Origin of the sequence: Pedomonas sp., assembly GCF_036515995.1 — a bacterium.
In the GTDB taxonomy this organism is placed as follows: domain Bacteria; phylum Pseudomonadota; class Alphaproteobacteria; order Sphingomonadales; family Sphingomonadaceae; genus Pedomonas.
Window position 1 is genome coordinate 1 of sequence record NZ_DATBUP010000127.1, and the last position, 17581, is coordinate 17581.

The 17581-nt window shown below is 64.7% G+C and carries 20 protein-coding genes; 14 read left to right on the top strand and 6 right to left on the bottom strand.

Annotation, left to right across the window (positions count from 1 at the left end):
• On the top strand, window positions 1–200 hold a 200-nt coding region (locus VIG90_RS09890), incomplete at its 5' end, for a PEP-CTERM sorting domain-containing protein (protein WP_331593341.1).
• Between the two features lie 75 nt (window positions 201–275).
• On the opposite strand, the gene VIG90_RS09895 is transcribed toward VIG90_RS09890, so the two are convergent.
• Window positions 276–521 carry a WGxxGxxG family protein gene (locus VIG90_RS09895; protein ID WP_331593342.1) on the bottom strand — a complete coding sequence of 82 codons (246 nt, stop codon included), beginning with the start codon at window positions 519–521 and terminating at the stop codon, window positions 276–278.
• A gap of 172 nt (window positions 522–693) precedes the next feature.
• On the opposite strand from VIG90_RS09895, the gene VIG90_RS09900 reads away from it, so the two are divergent.
• The gene (locus tag VIG90_RS09900; protein ID WP_331593343.1) at window positions 694–1455 is read left to right on the top strand and encodes a TerC family protein; all 762 of its coding nucleotides are present in this window, start codon (window positions 694–696) and stop codon (window positions 1453–1455) included.
• Window positions 1456–1560: 105 nt separating this feature from the next.
• Here the strand turns inward: VIG90_RS09900 and VIG90_RS09905 are convergent, their stop codons facing one another.
• Window positions 1561–2496 carry a hemerythrin domain-containing protein gene (locus VIG90_RS09905; RefSeq protein WP_331593344.1) on the bottom strand — a complete coding sequence of 312 codons (936 nt, stop codon included), beginning with the start codon at window positions 2494–2496 and terminating at the stop codon, window positions 1561–1563.
• 276 nt (window positions 2497–2772) lie between these two features.
• On the opposite strand from VIG90_RS09905, the gene VIG90_RS09910 reads away from it, so the two are divergent.
• Window positions 2773–2997, top strand: a complete 225-nt coding sequence (locus VIG90_RS09910; protein WP_331593345.1) for a DUF378 domain-containing protein — start codon at window positions 2773–2775, stop codon at window positions 2995–2997.
• Between the two features lie 315 nt (window positions 2998–3312).
• On the top strand, window positions 3313–3729 hold the full coding sequence (locus tag VIG90_RS09915) for a response regulator transcription factor (protein WP_331593346.1): 417 nt from the start codon (window positions 3313–3315) through the stop codon (window positions 3727–3729).
• A 97-nt stretch (window positions 3730–3826) separates the two neighbouring features.
• Here VIG90_RS09915 and VIG90_RS09920 read toward each other — a convergent pair whose 3' ends face one another.
• Both VIG90_RS09920 and VIG90_RS09925 read right to left on the bottom strand, forming a co-directional pair.
• Window positions 3827–4762 carry a DUF2243 domain-containing protein gene (locus tag VIG90_RS09920; protein ID WP_331593347.1) on the bottom strand — a complete coding sequence of 312 codons (936 nt, stop codon included), beginning with the start codon at window positions 4760–4762 and terminating at the stop codon, window positions 3827–3829.
• Window positions 4763–4766: 4 nt separating this feature from the next.
• A complete protein-coding gene (locus VIG90_RS09925; RefSeq protein WP_331593348.1) occupies window positions 4767–5330 on the bottom strand; it encodes a hemerythrin domain-containing protein in 564 nt (187 codons plus the stop codon).
• 237 nt (window positions 5331–5567) lie between these two features.
• Between VIG90_RS09925 and VIG90_RS09930 the strand changes: the two genes are divergently transcribed.
• On the top strand, window positions 5568–6098 hold the full coding sequence (locus VIG90_RS09930; protein ID WP_331593349.1) for a GNAT family N-acetyltransferase: 531 nt from the start codon (window positions 5568–5570) through the stop codon (window positions 6096–6098).
• A gap of 340 nt (window positions 6099–6438) precedes the next feature.
• Here the strand turns inward: VIG90_RS09930 and paaZ are convergent, their stop codons facing one another.
• Window positions 6439–8484, bottom strand: coding sequence for a phenylacetic acid degradation bifunctional protein PaaZ (paaZ, locus tag VIG90_RS09935; protein WP_331593350.1), 2046 nt, complete (start codon window positions 8482–8484; stop codon window positions 6439–6441).
• 56 nt (window positions 8485–8540) lie between these two features.
• Entirely contained in the window at window positions 8541–9335 is a 795-nt protein-coding gene (gene paaG / locus VIG90_RS09940; protein WP_331593351.1) for a 2-(1,2-epoxy-1,2-dihydrophenyl)acetyl-CoA isomerase PaaG, read from the bottom strand.
• 173 nt (window positions 9336–9508) lie between these two features.
• On the opposite strand from paaG, the gene paaI reads away from it, so the two are divergent.
• The 9 genes from paaI to VIG90_RS09985 all read left to right on the top strand — a co-directional run bounded on the left by paaI (window position 9509) and on the right by VIG90_RS09985 (window position 17494).
• On the top strand, window positions 9509–9988 hold the full coding sequence (paaI, locus tag VIG90_RS09945) for a hydroxyphenylacetyl-CoA thioesterase PaaI (RefSeq protein ID WP_331593352.1): 480 nt from the start codon (window positions 9509–9511) through the stop codon (window positions 9986–9988).
• On the top strand, window positions 9988–11196 hold the full coding sequence (pcaF, locus tag VIG90_RS09950; protein WP_331593360.1) for a 3-oxoadipyl-CoA thiolase: 1209 nt from the start codon (window positions 9988–9990) through the stop codon (window positions 11194–11196). Before paaI ends, pcaF begins: the two co-directional genes overlap by 1 nt.
• 60 nt (window positions 11197–11256) lie before the next feature.
• On the top strand, window positions 11257–12570 hold the full coding sequence (gene paaK, locus VIG90_RS09955; RefSeq protein ID WP_331593353.1) for a phenylacetate--CoA ligase PaaK: 1314 nt from the start codon (window positions 11257–11259) through the stop codon (window positions 12568–12570).
• 158 nt (window positions 12571–12728) lie between these two features.
• Entirely contained in the window at window positions 12729–13748 is a 1020-nt protein-coding gene (gene paaA, locus VIG90_RS09960; RefSeq protein WP_331593354.1) for a 1,2-phenylacetyl-CoA epoxidase subunit PaaA, read from the top strand.
• Between the two features lie 27 nt (window positions 13749–13775).
• A complete protein-coding gene (paaB, locus tag VIG90_RS09965; protein WP_331593355.1) occupies window positions 13776–14060 on the top strand; it encodes a 1,2-phenylacetyl-CoA epoxidase subunit PaaB in 285 nt (94 codons plus the stop codon).
• Between the two features lie 20 nt (window positions 14061–14080).
• Window positions 14081–14860 carry a 1,2-phenylacetyl-CoA epoxidase subunit PaaC gene (paaC, locus tag VIG90_RS09970; protein ID WP_331593356.1) on the top strand — a complete coding sequence of 260 codons (780 nt, stop codon included), beginning with the start codon at window positions 14081–14083 and terminating at the stop codon, window positions 14858–14860.
• Window positions 14860–15411, top strand: a complete 552-nt coding sequence (gene paaD, locus VIG90_RS09975; protein ID WP_331593357.1) for a 1,2-phenylacetyl-CoA epoxidase subunit PaaD — start codon at window positions 14860–14862, stop codon at window positions 15409–15411. The genes paaC and paaD overlap by 1 nt, the downstream gene beginning before the upstream one ends.
• 32 nt (window positions 15412–15443) lie before the next feature.
• Window positions 15444–16505 carry a 1,2-phenylacetyl-CoA epoxidase subunit PaaE gene (gene paaE / locus VIG90_RS09980; RefSeq protein ID WP_331593358.1) on the top strand — a complete coding sequence of 354 codons (1062 nt, stop codon included), beginning with the start codon at window positions 15444–15446 and terminating at the stop codon, window positions 16503–16505.
• Between the two features lie 323 nt (window positions 16506–16828).
• Entirely contained in the window at window positions 16829–17494 is a 666-nt protein-coding gene (locus tag VIG90_RS09985; protein WP_331593359.1) for a TetR/AcrR family transcriptional regulator, read from the top strand.
• The last annotated feature ends 87 nt before the right edge of the window (window positions 17495–17581 follow it).

The following is a 17581-nucleotide window of genomic DNA, read 5'->3' on the forward strand; positions in this document are numbered from 1 at the left end:
TTCTGTTCGGCAACGGCGGGCTAGGGGGCGATCCCGATGCGCTCTATTTCGCTGCGGGCCTGACCGATGAACTGCACGGACTGTTCGGCGCGCTGAGGCCTTTCCAGCAGGTGCCCGAGCCTGGCACCTATGCCCTGTTCCTGACCGGCGTTCTGCCGCTCGCCCTCGCCCATCGTCGGCGCAGGCATGCCCGGCCGTAACCGGACCTGACATATGGCTCAAGCGCCGGACCGGCTCCGCCCGCCCGGCGCTTACCCGTTTCAAAAGGATGTATCTCAGGGCATGTGGCGGGCGGTGCGGCGCATCTTGCGCGCGCCGAGCAGGCCCGCCAGGCCCAGAATGCCGACCCAGCCGTACTCGAAATCCTGCCGCTCCCGGCGCTCCTCGGTCTGTTTGTAGTCGAGGTCATTCCCCTGCACGCCTCCTGAGGCCGTGCCGACTCCGGCCATACAGGCCGCCAGCAACGCGGCGCTCACCAGTCTTGATGCCGACCGTCCCATGTCTGTGAACTTCAAGCGCATTTGCCAGCCTCGCTCTATCGTTACTCTGCCTGGCAAACGCTTCAGGCAACCCTGCGGCTCCGGCGGGCAAGCGGATGGTACCCCGCGCGATTTTTAGAAGTCTGCCCCTTCTCTCCGGCCAAAGCCTTGCTAAAACTCTTGTATCCGTTTCCAACCAAAGGACTCTCCGGTCATGGAGCATCTCGCCGCGATTGCCTCAGATCCCACAGCGTGGGCCGCGCTCGCGACACTCATCGTTATGGAAGTCGTGCTCGGCATCGACAACCTGATCTTCATTTCCATCCTGTCCAACAAGCTGCCCGAGCATCAGCGGGTCAAAGCCCGGCAGATCGGCATCACGCTGGCGCTGGTGCTGCGTCTGGTGCTGCTCAGCACGGTTGCCTTCATCGTGCAGCTTACCCAGCCCATCTTCACGGTTTTCGACCATGCATTCTCGTGGCGCGATCTGATCCTGATCGCGGGCGGTCTGTTCCTGGTCTGGAAGGCCACCAAGGAAATCCACCACAGCGTGGACCCGACGCCGGACGAGGGCGTGTTCGACACCAGCCGGGCCGTCGTCACCTTCGGCTCCGCCATCACACAGATCCTGCTGCTGGACCTGGTGTTCTCCATCGACAGCATCATCACCGCCGTCGGCATGACGGATAACCTCGCCATCATGTTCATTGCCGTCATCACGGCCGTGGCGGTCATGCTCATTGCGGCAACGCCGCTGTCCAACTTCATCGCCGCCAACCCGACGGTGGTCATGCTGGCGCTCGGCTTCCTCCTGCTCATCGGCACCACGCTGATCGCGGAAGGTTTCGGCGCGCACGTGCCGAAGGGCTACGTCTACGCCGCCATGGCCTTCTCGGCCGGCGTGGAGACGCTGAACATTCTGGCGCGCCGTGCCCGCCTCAGGAAGGAAGCCTCCAAGAGCGACGCCGCTGGCTAGGCTCTCAGGACAAGCCCACAAATAAGAGCGGGCGGCCCTTGCGGGCCGCCCGTTTCGTTTTGCGTCTCCGCCAGACCGGCGGATCAGCTGCGGCTCAAAGGCCGATCAGCCGCGCATCTGCAGGCCGGTCTCGGCCGTGGTGCGACCGCCACGGCCCCGCCCACGCCCTGCACCTGCACCGGCTCCAGCACCACGTGCCGCACCGGCACCGCCCCGCATCAGCTGCTGATGGCGGGCGGCCAATTCCTCGCCCATCGCCTCGAGATCGAGGCTGGTCTTCTTCACCTCGGGGAACAGCTCGCGCTCTTCTTCCTTCACGTGATGCTTCACGTACTCCTGAAGCACCGTGACCTTGGCCTTGTACAGCTGCTCGGACGGGCGCATCGATTCGATCTCGGCGATCAGCTTCTTTACCGAATCATGCTCCACCTGCGCCTCGTTCAGCAGGTCGTGGTCGCCCATTTCCTGCCGCGCCGCCGGGTAGAACAACTCCTCCTCGATCTGTGCATGAACGGTGAGTGCCTGCGCAATCTTGCGCATGATGCTGGCGCGGGTGCGGCCGTCGCTGGCCTCCTCGAACTGGGAGAACAGCTGCTCCACGGTCCGGTGGTCCTGTTTCAGGAAGGCCACCGCATCCTTGCCGCCGCCCTTGGCCTTTGCCCCACCGGCGGGGCGGCCACGTGCCGCGCCCGTTTTCGCGCCCGAAGACGCCGATCGGGAAGCCGCCGCGCCAGAGGCGGACTTGGAAACGCCAGCGCTTGAAGCCGCGCGCTGGCGAGCCGATGATTTCGTGCCGGACGATCCGCTGGCAGACTTGCCAGTAGACTTGCCGGCCGATTTGGAAGCAGCCGTGCGGCCACCCCGTGCACCGCCGCTCTTGCTGCCGGACTGGGTGTCGGCTGCCTGGCTCCCGGCGGAGCGGCCTCCGGCCGATCTGCCGGCCGATCCGGATGTGCCTGTGCGTGATGCCGAGGCGCTCTTGCTGCCGCTGCGGGCGCGGGTCTGCCCCCGACGGCTCGATGTCTCGTCGGTCGGCGTCATGTCCGAAGCCTCGCCAGCTCCAGCAGCCGCGCGTTGCGATGTGGATTCGCTCCGGCTCTGCTTGCTGCCCTGCGACGCCCCGGAACGGGCCCTCCCACCAGACTTTCTGGCTCCTGTAGCTGCCATCGTCCACTCCTTGCCGTTTCGGCTTTTCGCCGTTGTTTCAGCAACGGTTTCGCGCCCGCACGGTTCCGCATGCGACGAGTTGCAAAGCGCCAGATTGCTGGAACCGCGCCCCTTACCCGGCGTTGCCCTGAGTCGGACGTGGAGGTGCTTATGAAAACGCTTAACCTCATCACGCTGATTCTCGCGATCATCGGCGGACTGAACTGGGGCCTCATTGCCCTGGCTGACTTCAACCTGGTCACCGCGCTGTTCGGCGACGACACAACTCTGACGAACATCGTCTATGGACTGGTGGGCTTGTCTTCCCTGTACCAGCTCATCCCGTTCTTCCGGGCGATGCAAGTTGGCGAAGTCCGAGCAGAAAGCGCGCACTGACGCAGCGCAACCCCGCGGCTTTCCCGGTTCATGACACCGGAAGCCGCCTGACACGACAGATCATGGAGAAAAGCGGGGTGCTGGCATTCAGTCAGCGCCCCGCCTCTTGTTGGTCGAAAGTTTTTTCATTGCTTTTTCAGAGGTCAACGACGTTTTTCTCGCAGTTTTTCAATTCCGCCCCTTGAGTCTTTTTGAATCCCCGAACACCATAGGCACACAGAACGGCATAAGCCGTCGCCTCCTGCCTGCCGGCAAACGCCGGGAAGGCAGGCAAGAACAAGAACAAACAGATTTATGGGGAGGAAACCGCAATGCATGGTCATTCGTGGGCTTATGGCGTCTAAGTCGTCGATGAGCCTGAACCGTTCGGCCCCACTGGGCGGCCACAACGGCTTCGCAGGGTTGGCGTCATCAACGCCGCCGGCCCTCATCGCCACTCTGCCGCAGCGCTTTGTGCCTGCGATGGAAATCCGACACCTGCCACCCGTTCCCGTATCGCCTCCCGCACCGGTCGGCATCCGGGATCTGACGGCGCGCGAGCTGGACGTCCTCCAGGGCGTTGCAGACGGGTGCTCGAACAAGGTCATCGCCCGTCAGCTGTGCCTGACGCCGGAGACCGTGAAGTGGCACCTGAAGAACATCATGCGGAAGCTGGATGTGAAAAGTCGGCATGAAGCCGTGCTGCGCGCCACTGAACGTGGGCTTCTGGCTTGCGGCACCGGCCGCGCCTGAGCCGGTCCGCCCGGCATCAGGGGTTAAAAGAGGGACGGACATGAGAAACGGAGCGGCGGGCAACCGCCGCCTCCGACTCTCGCTCCGGCTCTGGTGATCAGGCGCGCACCGGCGCCTGGTTTACTTCGGAGCCTGCTTCGGAAACCCTTGGCTTTGCCCAGGCAAAGCAGCCCGGCGGCGACAGGGTGCCGCTGACGAACAGCGCGCCTGCGCCGTAAAGCCGCCAGCTCGTCGACAAACGGCCCGGCAGAGCCAGCACTGCAACGCTGCCGCTGGGGTCGAGCCAGACCAGCTGGCCGTCCAGCGCGGCCGTTGCCTGCAACGCGGCCGCAGGCCCGGCGTCAGCGGGGAATACGGCAGTTACCAGCCCGCCCGGCGCGGGCCGCAGCGCCCAGGCACCTGCCAGAATCACGGCAAGGCCGAGCATGAAAGCGGTCCGTCCGCCGGATTTGCTGCCCATGGGCTTGCCGCCGACGGACTTGCCGGCTGTTTTGCGTCCTGTGGCCGCACCCGGTCCGCCGCCGTTCATCCGCCCCTCGCCAGTACGTCCCACGCGCGCCAGCATCAGGCCCGCCACCAGAATCAATGCACCCGTCACGAAGAACAGCAAATCCCACGCCAGTACGGACTGGGCATCCATCCGTATGTGATGCAGCCCCAGCAGCCAGTGGGAGATGAGGCCGTCCACAACATGCCACAGACCGAATCCGGTCAGGAACATGCCAAGGAAACGCCGGTTGCTGACGGTCACGGCAGTGCGCCGCGCCTTCCACAGCAGCCACAAGCCCACCAGCGCAATGACATACATCAGGGCATGAAACAGCCCGTCAGCCATCACTTGCACGGAAAGACTCCGCCAGGTGGGGCCGTCCAGCCCGCTCAGCAGATGATGCCACTGCAGAATCTGGTGCAGCAGAATTCCGTCGAAGAAACCGCCCAGCGCGAATCCCAAGGTGACACCCGCCGCATTGAGCGGGCGGGACGAACCCGACGCGGGTCCGCCCCCACCCCAGCGATCATCGCGTGCGGCCATCGCGTCAGAGCCCCTGCCCCGAATCGTCGGACCGGCCCAGGTTGGACTGGGTCTTGGACGCCGAGAGCTGCTGCATCAGCTCCGAACGGCGCGTGGCCAGTTCGCTGCCAAGAGCGAACAGGTCGACGTCGGAGCTGCGCACCTTGGGGAACATCTCGTTCTCTTCTTCCTGAACATGGTGCTGCACGGCCTGGCGCATCGCCTCCAGCTGCTCGGTGCAGTCCTGTCCCTGGCTCTGCCGCTGCTCGATATCGGCAATCATCTGCTTCACTTCGGCGTGTTCCTGGATGGCCTCTTCAATCAGGCCCTGCTCACCGGTTTCCGCGCGGGCGCGCGGGTAGAAGATCTCCTCCTCGATCTGGGTGTGCACCTTCAGCGCCATGCAGATCTTCTGGACGAGCTCGGCTTTCTGCTGGTCATCGCTCAGCGACTCGCAGGCATGAAACCAGCTTTCCACCTGCCGGTGATCCCGCTGCAACAGATCGGTTGCGTCCAGCACCTTCTCGCCAGCGCCCAACGATGTGGTCCGTGATGCGTCCGGCCTTCCGCCAGTTGTATTTGTCGGCATGTTTGCCTCCCTTTAGTACACCAGATGATAGGAGGCCGCCCTTGGGAGGCAGCCCTCCACCTGTCAGGAGCAACCGCCAGCCGGAGGGGAAGTTCCAGTTTCCGCGCGCCTGCCGCCTGCCTTGGCGGGCATCGTGCATTTCGCACCGCTAATCGCGTCATGATATTGAATTAAATGCGAATTCCGGCACAGCTGCCCTGACATTTTCAAAAGAAACAACCGGGGGGAAGATTCCACATGACCGAGGGCCGCAACCGAAAGGTCGAACTTCATTTCGACGCAGACGCGCTGGGCCGTTGCAGCGCGGATGACATCGCTGCGCTGACCGATGCCGCCACCCAGTCCACCTATTATCGTGACGGCCTGACGCCCGAGCAGCTTGCCGCTATCCGGCGCATCGTCGACATCAGCGCCGAAACCTGCACAAAGGCTGCGGAAAACCAACACCAGCTGCTGGTCGGCGCTTTCATCGACGATAAACTGGGCGGCTTCCTGATCTCCACATGCCATGCCGCCGACAACCGCGAGATCGACTGGATGATGGTGCATCCATCCCATCACGGCCTCGGCGTCGGCGCCGCCCTCATGCGCACCGGCATCGAGTGGCTGGACCCAAGCCAGCCGCAATGGCTGAACGTCGTTGCGCACAACGACCGCGCCATCAACTTTTACCGGAAATACGGCTTCGAGATCGACGGGCCCCTGACGCCGCCCAAGGCCATCGACCAGTGGATCATGCGCCGCCCGGGCGGGCTGCCGCTGTCCTGATCCTTGAGTGCCTTGATCTTTGATGATTTTTGATTTTCGCAGGAGGGACTTGTCCCTCCTGCACCTCCCCTTCGTTTTCGAGCCGCACGCTTTAGAAGCCGTAGCGCATGCTGGATTTTGAAGAACACGGCCGTGCCTGCCGCGAGTCGATGGTCCCTTATCCAGCAAGCACCAGCGTCTGTATCAGGCACGGCCCAATCAAAAGAATAGGAGTGCAGAGGGGCAAGCCCCTTTGCAAAAACACTTTTCCCTTAATGATTTAATCAAAACAAAAAGCCGGGGTGTTTCCACCCCGGCCAGGCTGCACTGTTGAACTTGCAAATAGGCTTGATACGCGGCCTCAGCCTTGCGGGTTCGGGAACCCGTCGCTGAAGGCGTTCATGGTCAGCAGGTCATAGTTGGCGACCGGCTCGTCGTTCTGATTGGTGATCTGCACGTCCCAGCGCACTTCGCCGTATTCCCTGCGCGCCTTCTTCGATTTCACCGTGAGGCGGACCTTGATGGTGTCTCCCGGCGAGACCGGCTTGATAAAGCGCAAGGAATCGAGGCCGTAGTTGGCCAGCACCGGACCCGGTGCCGACTCGACGAACAGGCCCGCAGCAAAGGACAGCAGCAGGTAGCCGTGCGCCACCCGGCCCGGGAAGAACGGGTTGGCGGCGGCCGCCGCTTCGTCCATGTGCGCGTAGAAGGTATCGCCCGTGAAGTTGGCGAAATGCTCGATATCCTCCAGCGTCACGGTGCGCGGCGCGGTGTGCAGCGTCTCGCCCAGCTGGAGCACGTCGAACGGGCGGGTGAACGGATGCGCGCCAGTGCTGATCTCCACGCCGCCTCTGATCCACTGGCGGGACAGCTGGCCCAGCCGTGCCGGGGAGCCCTGTAGCGCGGTGCGCTGCATGTAATGCTTGACGCCGCGCAGCCCCCCCATTTCCTCGCCGCCGCCCGCGCGACCCGGACCGCCGTGAATCATGTGGGGCAGCGGCGAGCCGTGGCCGGTCGACTCCTTGGCGCAGTCCCGGTCGATGAACACGAGGCGGCCGTGGAAGGCCGCGGTACCGAACAGCAGCTCGTCCGCAACGGCGGGATCATAGGTGAAGACGGACGCCACAAGGCTGCCCTCGCCCCGGTTGGCGAGACGCACGGCCTCCTCCAACGTGTCATAGGGCACGATGGTGGCGACGGGGCCGAACGGTTCCACGTCATGCACGTGGCTGGCCTTCCACGGATCATCGCAGCGCAGCAGCACCGGCGGCAGGAACGCGCCCTTTTCCTTGTCCGCGCCCACAACCTCGAAGTTGTCGGGATCGCCGAACACCACTTCAGCCTCGGTGCTGAGCAGCTTGATCTTGGTCAGCACGTCCTGTCGCTGGTCGTGGCTGGCGAGTGCACCCATGGTTACGCCCTCGGCCTCCGGGTTGCCGACGACGACCCTGGCCAGCCGCGCCTTCAGCGCCTCCGCCACCGCATCGGCGTACTTGCGCGGCACAATGGCGCGGCGGATGGCGGTGCACTTCTGGCCCGCCTTGGTGGTCATCTCGCGCTGAACTTCCTTCACGTAGAGATCGAACTCCGGCGTGTCCGGTCCGGCGTCCGGGCCCAGAATGGAGGCGTTGAGCGAGTCGCGCTCGGCAATGAACTTTACCGCGTTGCGCAGAATGTTCGGATTCGCCTGCAGTTTGATCGAGGTCTCGAGCGAGCCGGTGAACGACACCACGTCCTGCAGTGTCAGGTGGTCGAGCAGGTCGCCGGTCGAGCCGACGATGATCTGAAGGCTACCCTCCGGCAGCAGGCCCGACTCGATCATCATGCGCACCAGCTTTTCCGCCAGATAGGCGGTTGCGGTCGCGGGCTTGGTGATGACGGGAACACCCGCAAGGAAGGTCGGCGCGAACTTCTCGAGCAGGCCCCAGCACGGGAAGTTGAAGGCGTTGATATGCACCGCTACGCCCTTTAGCGGGGTTAGAACGTGCAGGCCCACGAACGTGCCGCCCTTGGACAGCGGCTCAACCTCGCCGTCGATCAGGTGGCGCTCGTTCGGCAGCTCGCGCTTGCCACGCGAGGCATAGGCGAACAGGGTACCGATGCCGCCCTCGATGTCCACCCAGCCGTCCTTCCTGGTCGCGCCGGTCCTGTAGGAGAGCGCGTAAAGCTCTTCCTTGCGCTCCATCAGGTACAGGCCGAGCTGCTTCAAAATCTCGGCGCGCTCGGTAAAGGTCATGCTGCGCAGGGCCGGGCCGCCCACTTCGCGGGCGTACCGGGCCATGCCTGCAAAATCGACGCCCGCGCTGGAGCATACGCCCACCGGCGCGCCGTCGACCGCACTGAAAATTTCCGTCAGACGGCCCTGCGGCTCAATCCAGCGGCCTTCGGCAAAGCTCATCAGCTTCATTTGCCAACTCTCCTTCTGTCCCGGTCTCGTCGGGGAATGTCTCGTTGCCCGGCGGTTCACGCGCCGGTGAAATTCGGGGCGCGCTTCTCGAGGAAGGCGCTCACGCCCTCGCGGTAATCGGCGCTGCGTCCGGCTTCGCGCTGCAGGTCGCGCTCAAGGTCCAGCTGCTGGTCCAGCGTGCTGTTGGCGGCGGCACGGATCGCCTGCTTGATGAAAGCGAGGCCCTTGGTCGGCTGGGTGGCGAAGTGACGGGCCAGCGTTTCCACTTCCGTCTCGAACGCGTCCGGCTCCACCGCCTTCCAGATCATGCCCCACTGTTCGGCGGTCGCGGCGTCGATCGGCGTGCCGAGCAGGGCAAGGCCCAGCGCCCGCGCCTGTCCCACCGCCCGCGGCAGGCTCCAGGTTCCGCCCGAGTCGGGGACCAGCCCGAGCTTGCAGAAGGCCTGCACGAACTTGGCAGCCTTGGAGGCGATCACGATATCGCAGGCCAGCGCGATGTTCGCGCCCGCACCGGCGGCAACGCCGTTCACCGCGCCGATCACCGGCAGTTTCAGCGCCGTGATGCGGCGGATCAGCGGGTTGTAGTAGGTCTCGATACTCTCGCCCAGATCCACCGCCGGGCTGTCCGGCTTCACCGCCCGGTCGTCCAGGTCCTGTCCGGCGCAGAAGCCGCGCCCGGCACCGGTAATCACCAGTACCCGCGCGGTCTTGTCAGCCTCGACCAGCCCGAGCGCCTGCTGCACCTCGGCATGCATGGTCACGTTGAAGCTGTTCAGCTTCTCCGGGCGGTTCAGCGTCAAGCGGGCAATGCCGTCCGTGCACTCGTACTGGATGGTCGAAAACGTGGTCACATCGCCCTCCTGGCGTCTTCAAATGCGGCGTCTGCCAGCCCCGACCAGACTTCCCAACTTGTCGCTGACCACTAGACAGGACCGCAATCTCGATTAATAGTATGGCCGTTCGGATTATTAACGGCAAGAGCCTTTGCATGTCAAAACGCATAGGCTGGCTGGGGAGTGGTAGAGTGCGGTTAACCGAAGCTGATGATCTGGCGCAGCGCGTCACGGCGAAAATGTTCAGCGAAGACAACGCTTCGCGCGCCATGGGCATGGTCGTTGACGCCTGCGGCGACGGCTGGGCCCGCGTCAGCATGACCGTGCGGTCAGACATGCTGAACGGCCACGGCACCTGCCATGGCGGCTTCATGTTCGTACTGGCGGATTCGGCCTTCGCCTTTGCCTGCAACTCCGGAAACCAGCGCACCGTGGCGCAGCATTGCGCCATCTCGTTCCTGAAACCCGTCCTGCCCGGACAACGGCTGACCGCTGAAGCCCGCCGTCAGGCCCATGCCGGCCGCTCCGGCGTCTATGATGTCACCATTGCTGACGAGACCGACGCCGTCGTCGCCACCTTCCAGGGTCTCTCCCGCCGTATCGACGGCACCGTCATTGAAACCATGACCGTCGAGGCCGGAGCAGCACCCGCCAAAGGAGTTACCGCGTGATACCCAATGCGTTCATTTGTGACGGCATCCGCACGCCCATCGGCCGCTTCGGCGGCGCTCTGTCTTCGGTGCGTGCAGACGATCTCGCCGCCATCCCCCTGAAAGCGCTGATGGAGCGCAACCCCAAGGCGGACTGGTCCGCCATCGATGACATCATCCTCGGCTCCGCCAATCAGGCCGGCGAAGACAACCGCAACGTTGCCCGCATGGCAACGCTGCTGGCAGGCCTGCCGCAGGAAGTCCCCGGCACCACCATCAACCGACTGTGCGGGTCTGGCATGGACGCAGCGCTCTACGCCGCCCGCCTGCTGCGCACCGGCGAAGGCCAGCTCGCCATCGCGGGCGGCGTGGAGAGCATGAGCCGCGCGCCGTTCGTCATGCCGAAGGCCGACTCGCCCTTCTCCCGCAAAGCGGAAATCTATGACACCACCATCGGCTGGCGCTTCGTCAACCCGCTCCTGAAGGCGCAGTACGGCATCGATTCCATGCCCGAGACCGCCGAGAACGTGGCCGAGCAGTTCGGCATCTCCCGCGAGGACCAGGACGCGTTCGCCGTCCGCTCGCAGGAAAAGGCGGTGGCCGCGCAGGAAAACGGCCGCCTTGCCGCTGAAATCACGCCCGTCACCATTGCCGGCCGCAAGGGTGCGGTCACCGTGGTGGACAAGGACGAGCACCCCCGCGCCGGCACCACGGTCGAGACGCTGGCCAAACTCGGTACGCCCTTCCGCGAGGAAGGTGGCACCGTCACCGCTGGCAACGCTTCCGGCGTCAATGACGGCGCTGCGGCCATGATCCTTGCGACCGAAGACGCCGCCCGCGCCCACGGCCTGACGCCCCGCGCCCGCATCGTTGCCGGTGCAGCGGCCGGTGTCGAGCCGCGCATCATGGGCATGGGTCCGGCTCCGGCCACCCGCAAGGTGCTCCAGCTTGCCGGGCTGACGCTCGACCAGATGGACGTGATCGAGCTGAACGAAGCCTTTGCCGCGCAGGGCCTTGCCGTGCTGCGCGATCTTGGAATTGCCGATGACGATCCGCGCGTGAACCCCAATGGCGGGGCCATTGCACTCGGTCATCCGCTCGGCATGTCAGGCGCACGCCTGCTCATCACCGCGAGCGAGGAGTTGCAGCGCACGGGCGGTCGCTATGCGCTGTGCACCATGTGCATCGGCGTCGGACAGGGCATCGCCGCCATCATCGAACGCGTTTGAGGGACAAGAACCCGGGGGCCAAACGCCAACAACGAAATACCACGGGGAAGACGCAACACTATGGCTGACCACAAAACCGCCACTGGACTTGATCCCATCGAAACCGCAAGCCGCGACGAAATCGCGGCACTCCAGCTGGAGCGGTTGAAGTGGAGCGTGCACCACTCTTATGAAAACGTGGCCTTCTACCGGCAGAAGCTGGATGCGAAGGGCGTGCACCCTGACGACATCAGGTCGCTGGAAGACATTCGCCTCCTGCCCTTCACCACCAAGGCGGACCTGCGCGACAACTATCCCTTCGGCCTGTTCGCCGTGCCGAAGGAGAAGGTGGTGCGCATCCATGCCTCCAGCGGCACCACCGGCAAGCCGACCGTTGTCGGCTACACCCAGAACGACATCGACACCTGGGCCAACCTCATTGCCCGCTCCCTCTATGCGGCGGGCGGCCGCCCCGGTGACACGGCGCACATCGCCTACGGCTACGGCCTGTTCACCGGCGGCCTCGGCGCGCACTACGGCGCGGAGCGCCTGGGCTGCTGCGTCGTCCCCATGTCGGGCGGCGCCACCGAGAAGCAGGTGCAGCTGATTCAGGACTTCAAGCCCCGCATCATCATGGTCACGCCCTCCTACATGCTGGCGATCGCCGACGAGTTCCGCCGTCAGGGCCTCGACCCGCGCGACTCCTCGCTGAAGATCGGCGTGCATGGCGCGGAGCCGTGGACCGACGAGATGCGCCGCGAGATCGAGGAGACCTTCGGCATCGACGCGGTGGACATCTACGGCCTGTCGGAAGTCATGGGGCCGGGCGTCGCCATGGAGTGCGCCGAGACCAAGGACGGCCCGACGATCTGGGAAGACCACTTCTACCCCGAGATCATCGACCCCTACACTGGCGAAGTGCTGCCGGAAGGCGCGCTGGGCGAACTGGTGTTCACCTCGCTTACCAAGGAAGCCTTCCCGGTGCTGCGCTACCGCACGCGCGACCTCACCCGCCTGCTGCCGGGCACCGCCCGCTCCATGCGCCGGTTCGAGCGCATCAGCGGCCGCACGGACGACATGATGATCATTCGCGGCGTGAACGTGTTCCCATCGCAGATCGAGGAGTTGCTGCTGAAGGAAGCGCCGCTGGCGCCGCATTACCGGCTGGAAATCCGCCGCGACGGCCGCCTCGACTCGCTCACCGTCATCGTCGAGGGCAAGGCAGGCGTGGAGACGGACACGGCGGAGAAGGCCGCGCGCCAGCTTTGCGCCCACATCAAGCGGGTCATCGGCATTTCCTGCATGGTGAAGCCGGTGCCGGCGGGCTCCATCGAGCGCAGCGAAGGCAAGGCCAAGCGCGTGTTCGATTACCGGAACCTGCCCGCAGCCAGCTGATTTAATTATTGAAGCTCCATGACGCAGGCAGTTCGGCCCCGGCCGAAGGTGCCTGCGTCTTCCATTTGGGTGCGGGTGGGAAACGGTTCGCTTAATTAATTGACCGACCATTCGGCTTATTTTATAGTTTCCGGGAATAGAGATCAGGAGACCGGCCCGTGTATACGACCGAACTCGACAAGACCCCCCAGCAGACGGATCCGTCCAGGAAGGCGGAAAGCGCCGTCCGTCCGGAAGACGCCGAGCGTCTGGCCGCGTTCGAGGCCCGCGTGGCCGCCGATGACTTCATCGAGCCGAAGGACTGGATGCCGGAGGCGTACCGCAAGACGCTGATCCGCCAGATGTCCCAGCACGCCCACTCGGAAATCGTCGGCATGCTGCCGGAGGGCAACTGGATCACCCGCGCGCCGACGCTGCGCCGCAAGCTGATCCTGCTCGCCAAGGTGCAGGACGAGGCCGGTCACGGTCTTTACCTCTACAGCGCCGCCGAGACGCTGGGCGTCTCGCGCGATGAGCTGGTGCAGAACCTGCTCTCGGGCAAGGCCAAGTATTCCACCATCTTCAACTACCCCACCCTCACCTGGGCGGACATCGGCGCCATCGGCTGGCTGGTGGACGGCGCGGCGATCATGAACCAGATCCCGCTGCAGCGCTGCTCCTATGGCCCCTACGCCCGCGCCATGGTGCGCATCTGCAAGGAAGAGAGCTTCCACCAGCGCCAGGGCTACGAGATCATGTGCGAGCTGATGAAGGGCACCGAAGCCCAGCGTCGCATGGCGCAGGACGCGCTGAACCGCTGGTGGTGGCCGTCGCTGATGATGTTCGGCCCGCCGGATGACAACTCGCCCAACTCGGCCCAGTCCATGGCGTGGCGCATCAAGCGCAACTCCAATGACGAGCTGCGCCAGAAGTTCGTGGACATCACCGTGCCGCAGGCGGAGGCCATCGGCCTCACCGTTCCCGATGCCGACCTGAAGTGGAACGAGGAAAAGCAGGGCTACGATTTCGGCCCCATCGACTGGGAAGAGTTTTTTGCCGTCGTGCGCGGCGAAGGCCCGGTGGCGAAGGAACGCATGGCCGCCCGCCGCAAGGCCTGGGACGACGGCGCATGGGTTCGTGAGGCCGCCAGCGCCTACGCCGGGAAAGCCGCCGCCCGCCGCAAGGCAGCAGCCGCATAACGCCGCGTAAAGTTTGAGGAAAAAGCAATGAAGCAAGAATGGCCGCTGTGGGAAGTGTTCATCCGTTCCAAGAACGGTCTGGCCCACAGGCATGCAGGTTCGGTGCACGCGGCGGACGCGCAGATGGCGCTGGAAAACGCCCGTGATCTCTACACCCGCCGTCAGGAAGGCGTGAGCCTCTGGGTGGTACCGTCGGCACAGATCGTGGCGTCTGATCCGTCCGAGGCCGAGGCGCTGTTCGAGCCTGCCAAGGACAAGATCTACCGCCACCCGACCTTCTACGACATCCCGTCCAACGTGAAGTACATCTGAGGCCGGGAGAGGACGTGTCGATGACAACTGTCGATAAGAACGACCTGTTCGAGTACGCCCTGCGCCTTGGCGATACCTCGCTGGTGCTCGGCCACCGCCTCTCCGAGTGGTGCGGCCACGCGCCGGAGATGGAACTGGACATGGCGATGAGCAACCTCGGGCTGGACCTGATCGGTCAGGCCCGCCTGTTCCTCACCTATGCCGGTGAGATTGAGGGCCAGATAACAGGCGGCCAGGGCCGGGACGAGGACCAGCTCGCCTACCTGCGCGACGTGCTGGACTACCGCAATTTCCTGCTGGTCGAGCAGCCGAACGGCGACTGGGCGGTCACCATCGCCCGTCAGTTCTACTTCTCGGTGTTCCAGCAGCTCTATTTCCAGCAGCTGGCCACCTCTTCCGACGAGCAACTGGCCGCCATCGCCCGCAAGGCGCTGCCGGAGATCGAGTACCACGTCCGCTTCGCCACCGAATGGGTGCTGCGTCTGGGCGATGGCACCGAGGAATCGAAGCGCCGCATGCAGGAGGGTCTGGTCTCGCTGTCGCGCTTCACCGCCGAGCTGTTCGAGAGCGATGACCTGGAGAACCGCCTGATCGCCGCCGGCGTCGCGCCGGATGCCGCGCTTCTCCGCCCGATCTGGCAGGAGCGTATCGAGGACACGCTGCGCGAGGCCGGTCTGGAGACTCCCCCGCCGCACCGCCCGGTTCTGGGCGGCCGCAAGGGCCACCATACCGAGCACCTCGGCTACATCCTGACCGAGATGCAGTACCTCCAGCGCGCCTACCCCGGAGCCAAGTGGTAATGACCATGACCCTCACCCCGGCCACCAGCAAAACCGAACCGACTGCGACCGAGCAGGCGATCTGGGACGTGCTGGCCGAGGTGAACGATCCGGAAATTCCAGCGGTCACCATCGTCGATCTCGGCATCGTCCGCCGGGTCGAGACCGCGGGGGTGGAAGCGGGGCCGAACGGAAAGAATGGGCCTGTGCGGGTGGTCATCACCCCCACCTACACCGGCTGCCCCGCCACCGACGTCATTACCTTCATGATCCGGACCGCGCTTGAGACCGCCGGTTTCAGCGACGCCGAGATCGTGCAGGAAATCACCCCGCCGTGGACGACCGACTGGATCAGCGAGGACGGCCGCCGCAAGCTGCGGGAATACGGCATCGCCCCGCCGCCGGGCTTCACGTCCAAGCGCGCGCTTCTGGGGGAATCCACGGAAATCGCCTGCCCCCGCTGCGGCAGCCACGATACCGAGCGGGTCAGCCAGTTCAGCTCCACCCCGTGCAAGGCGCTGCATCGCTGCCGGTCGTGCCTGGAGCCGTTTGAAGCCTTCAAGTGCCACTAAGCGGCACCAAGAGATAATCGGAGTTATCCGCCATGCGTCAGTTCCATCCCCTGCGTGTCGCCGAGGTCAAACGGGAAACGCCCGAGGCCGTCTCCATCCGTTTTGACGTGCCGCAGGATCTGGCGTCCCTGTTCCAGTACACGCCCGGCCAGCACCTCACGCTGAAAACCGAGATCGGCGGGCAGGAAGTGCGCCGCTCCTATTCCATCTGCTCCGGCACGGACGAAGGCATGCTGCGCATCGCCGTCAAGAAGATCCCGGAGGGCGTCTTCTCCGGCCACGCCAACGAAGGCCTGAAGCCGGGCGACACCATCGAGGTCTATCCGCCGACGGGCCGCTTCTCGGTCGAGATCGACCCCGAGGCCGCCCGCTCCTACGTCGCCTTCGTGGCGGGCAGCGGCATCACGCCGGTGCTCTCCATCGTCAAGACCGTGCTGGCGCGCGAGCCCAAGAGCCGTTTCCTGCTGGTCTACGGCAACCGCACGCCGGGCAGCATCATGTTCATGGAAGAGCTGGCCCAGCTGAAGGACCGCTACATGGGCCGCCTCGAGATCCTGCACGTGCTGAGCCAGGGCCAGTCGGACATTCCGCTGTTCAACGGCCGCATCGATGCGGAAAAGGTGCAGGCGGTCCTCAAGCACCTGGTTGACCCGGCCTCCATCGATGCCGCCTTCATCTGCGGCCCCAACGCCATGATCGACACGGTGGAGGAAACCCTCAGCAAGGCGGGCGTGGACAAGAAGCGCATCCTCACCGAGCGCTTCCTCGCGCCGGACGCCGCCTGCGGCACGCCGGTCATCCGCCCGGCCATGGCCGCGGGCGCGCAGGTCACCGTCATCATCGACGATCAGGCCGTCAGCTTCCCGGACAACGGCACCGTCTCCATTCTGGATGGCGCGCTGGAGGCCGGTGCGCCCGTGCCCTTTGCCTGCAAGGGCGGCGTCTGCTGCACCTGCCGCGCCAAGGTGCTGGAGGGCGAGGTGGAAATGGCGGTCAACTACAACCTTGAGGAAGAGGAAGTTGCGGCGGGTTATGTCCTCACCTGCCAGTCCTTCCCCAAGACGGAGCGCGTGGTCCTCAGCTTTGATGCTTGAGGCTGCGGGCTCATCCCTGTGCGGCGGCCGGTCTCTCCCCCCTTCCCGGCCGCCGTGCAGGAGCAGCTTTCGAGCAGGGTGGCACACCCTGTGCTTAAGAAAGTGCGACCGGAATCAAATACAGGACCGCGCTCTGATGCGATCCGGTCGCGGCTCTGGTACGCTTATCCGCCAGACGGGGCACCCTTGCGTGCCCCGTTGCCGTTTTAGTGTTTCATGGTGCATTACTGGCCGAGGTTCGTGGACTGCTGGATTGAAACCCTCGATTGCAGAGGCCATAACGCACGCACGTGTAACGGTTTAGACAGACAGGCTTAGGACTCATGGCTCGCACTCAAGCGCCCGACTACGATGACCGCCGCCAGACCATCGCGGATCGCGCAGCCGAGTTGTTTGCGCGCATGGGCTTTCACCGCGCCTCTATTTCCGATCTGGCCGAGGCGTGCGGCACGTCCAAGTCTGCGCTCTATCACTACTATTCGTCCAAAGAGGCCATCCTCTTCGACATCCTCCACGATCACACCCAGCTTCTGCTGGAGACCGCGCAGGAGATCGCCGGATCCGGCGGCAGCGCCACCGAGCGCCTGCGCCGTCTGGCCGAGAGCTTCATGGAGATCTACGTCAGCACCACCGCCAAGCATGTGGTGCTGCTGAACGAGATCGCCTCCCTGCCCGAGGAGCAGCGCCGCGAGGTCGTCGCCCTGCAGAATCAGGTGGTGGACATCTTCCTGTCGCTGCTGGTGGAAATCCGGCCCGACCTCAAGGACCGCACCGAGATGCGTAAGCCGGTCGCCATGATGTTCATGGGCGCGCTCAACTGGACCTACACCTGGTTCCGGCAGGACGGCCCCGTCAGCCCCGGCCAGTTCGCCGATATGGTGGTGGACCTGTTCACCTCCGGCCTGCCCGCCATGCCCCTGCCGAACACTGATACCCGCACCAGCACCGCCACCGGCACCGCCGCTGCTCGCAACAAAGCCTCGGCGTAAGGCCGGGCCCGGAGATCACACCCATGGACCGCTCCGCCCTTCTGGCCGCCCTCATTCGTCATGAAAACCCGCTGGACAAGGTGGTGA

Coding starts and splice junctions, on each gene's coding strand:
- paaC (WP_331593356.1), top strand. CDS start 14,081: ATGACAACTGTCGATAAGAACGACCTGTTCGAGTACGCCCTGCGCCTT.
- VIG90_RS09905 (WP_331593344.1), bottom strand. CDS start 2,496: ATGACGCCGACCGACGAGACATCGAGCCGTCGGGGGCAGACCCGCGCC.
- paaB (WP_331593355.1), top strand. CDS start 13,776: ATGAAGCAAGAATGGCCGCTGTGGGAAGTGTTCATCCGTTCCAAGAAC.
- VIG90_RS09900 (WP_331593343.1), top strand. CDS start 694: ATGGAGCATCTCGCCGCGATTGCCTCAGATCCCACAGCGTGGGCCGCG.
- paaK (WP_331593353.1), top strand. CDS start 11,257: ATGGCTGACCACAAAACCGCCACTGGACTTGATCCCATCGAAACCGCA.
- VIG90_RS09930 (WP_331593349.1), top strand. CDS start 5,568: ATGACCGAGGGCCGCAACCGAAAGGTCGAACTTCATTTCGACGCAGAC.
- paaE (WP_331593358.1), top strand. CDS start 15,444: ATGCGTCAGTTCCATCCCCTGCGTGTCGCCGAGGTCAAACGGGAAACG.
- VIG90_RS09910 (WP_331593345.1), top strand. CDS start 2,773: ATGAAAACGCTTAACCTCATCACGCTGATTCTCGCGATCATCGGCGGA.
- VIG90_RS09920 (WP_331593347.1), bottom strand. CDS start 4,762: ATGGCCGCACGCGATGATCGCTGGGGTGGGGGCGGACCCGCGTCGGGT.
- VIG90_RS09925 (WP_331593348.1), bottom strand. CDS start 5,330: ATGCCGACAAATACAACTGGCGGAAGGCCGGACGCATCACGGACCACA.
- paaD (WP_331593357.1), top strand. CDS start 14,860: ATGACCATGACCCTCACCCCGGCCACCAGCAAAACCGAACCGACTGCG.
- VIG90_RS09915 (WP_331593346.1), top strand. CDS start 3,313: ATGGTCATTCGTGGGCTTATGGCGTCTAAGTCGTCGATGAGCCTGAAC.
- VIG90_RS09985 (WP_331593359.1), top strand. CDS start 16,829: ATGGCTCGCACTCAAGCGCCCGACTACGATGACCGCCGCCAGACCATC.
- VIG90_RS09895 (WP_331593342.1), bottom strand. CDS start 521: ATGCGCTTGAAGTTCACAGACATGGGACGGTCGGCATCAAGACTGGTG.
- paaZ (WP_331593350.1), bottom strand. CDS start 8,484: ATGAAGCTGATGAGCTTTGCCGAAGGCCGCTGGATTGAGCCGCAGGGC.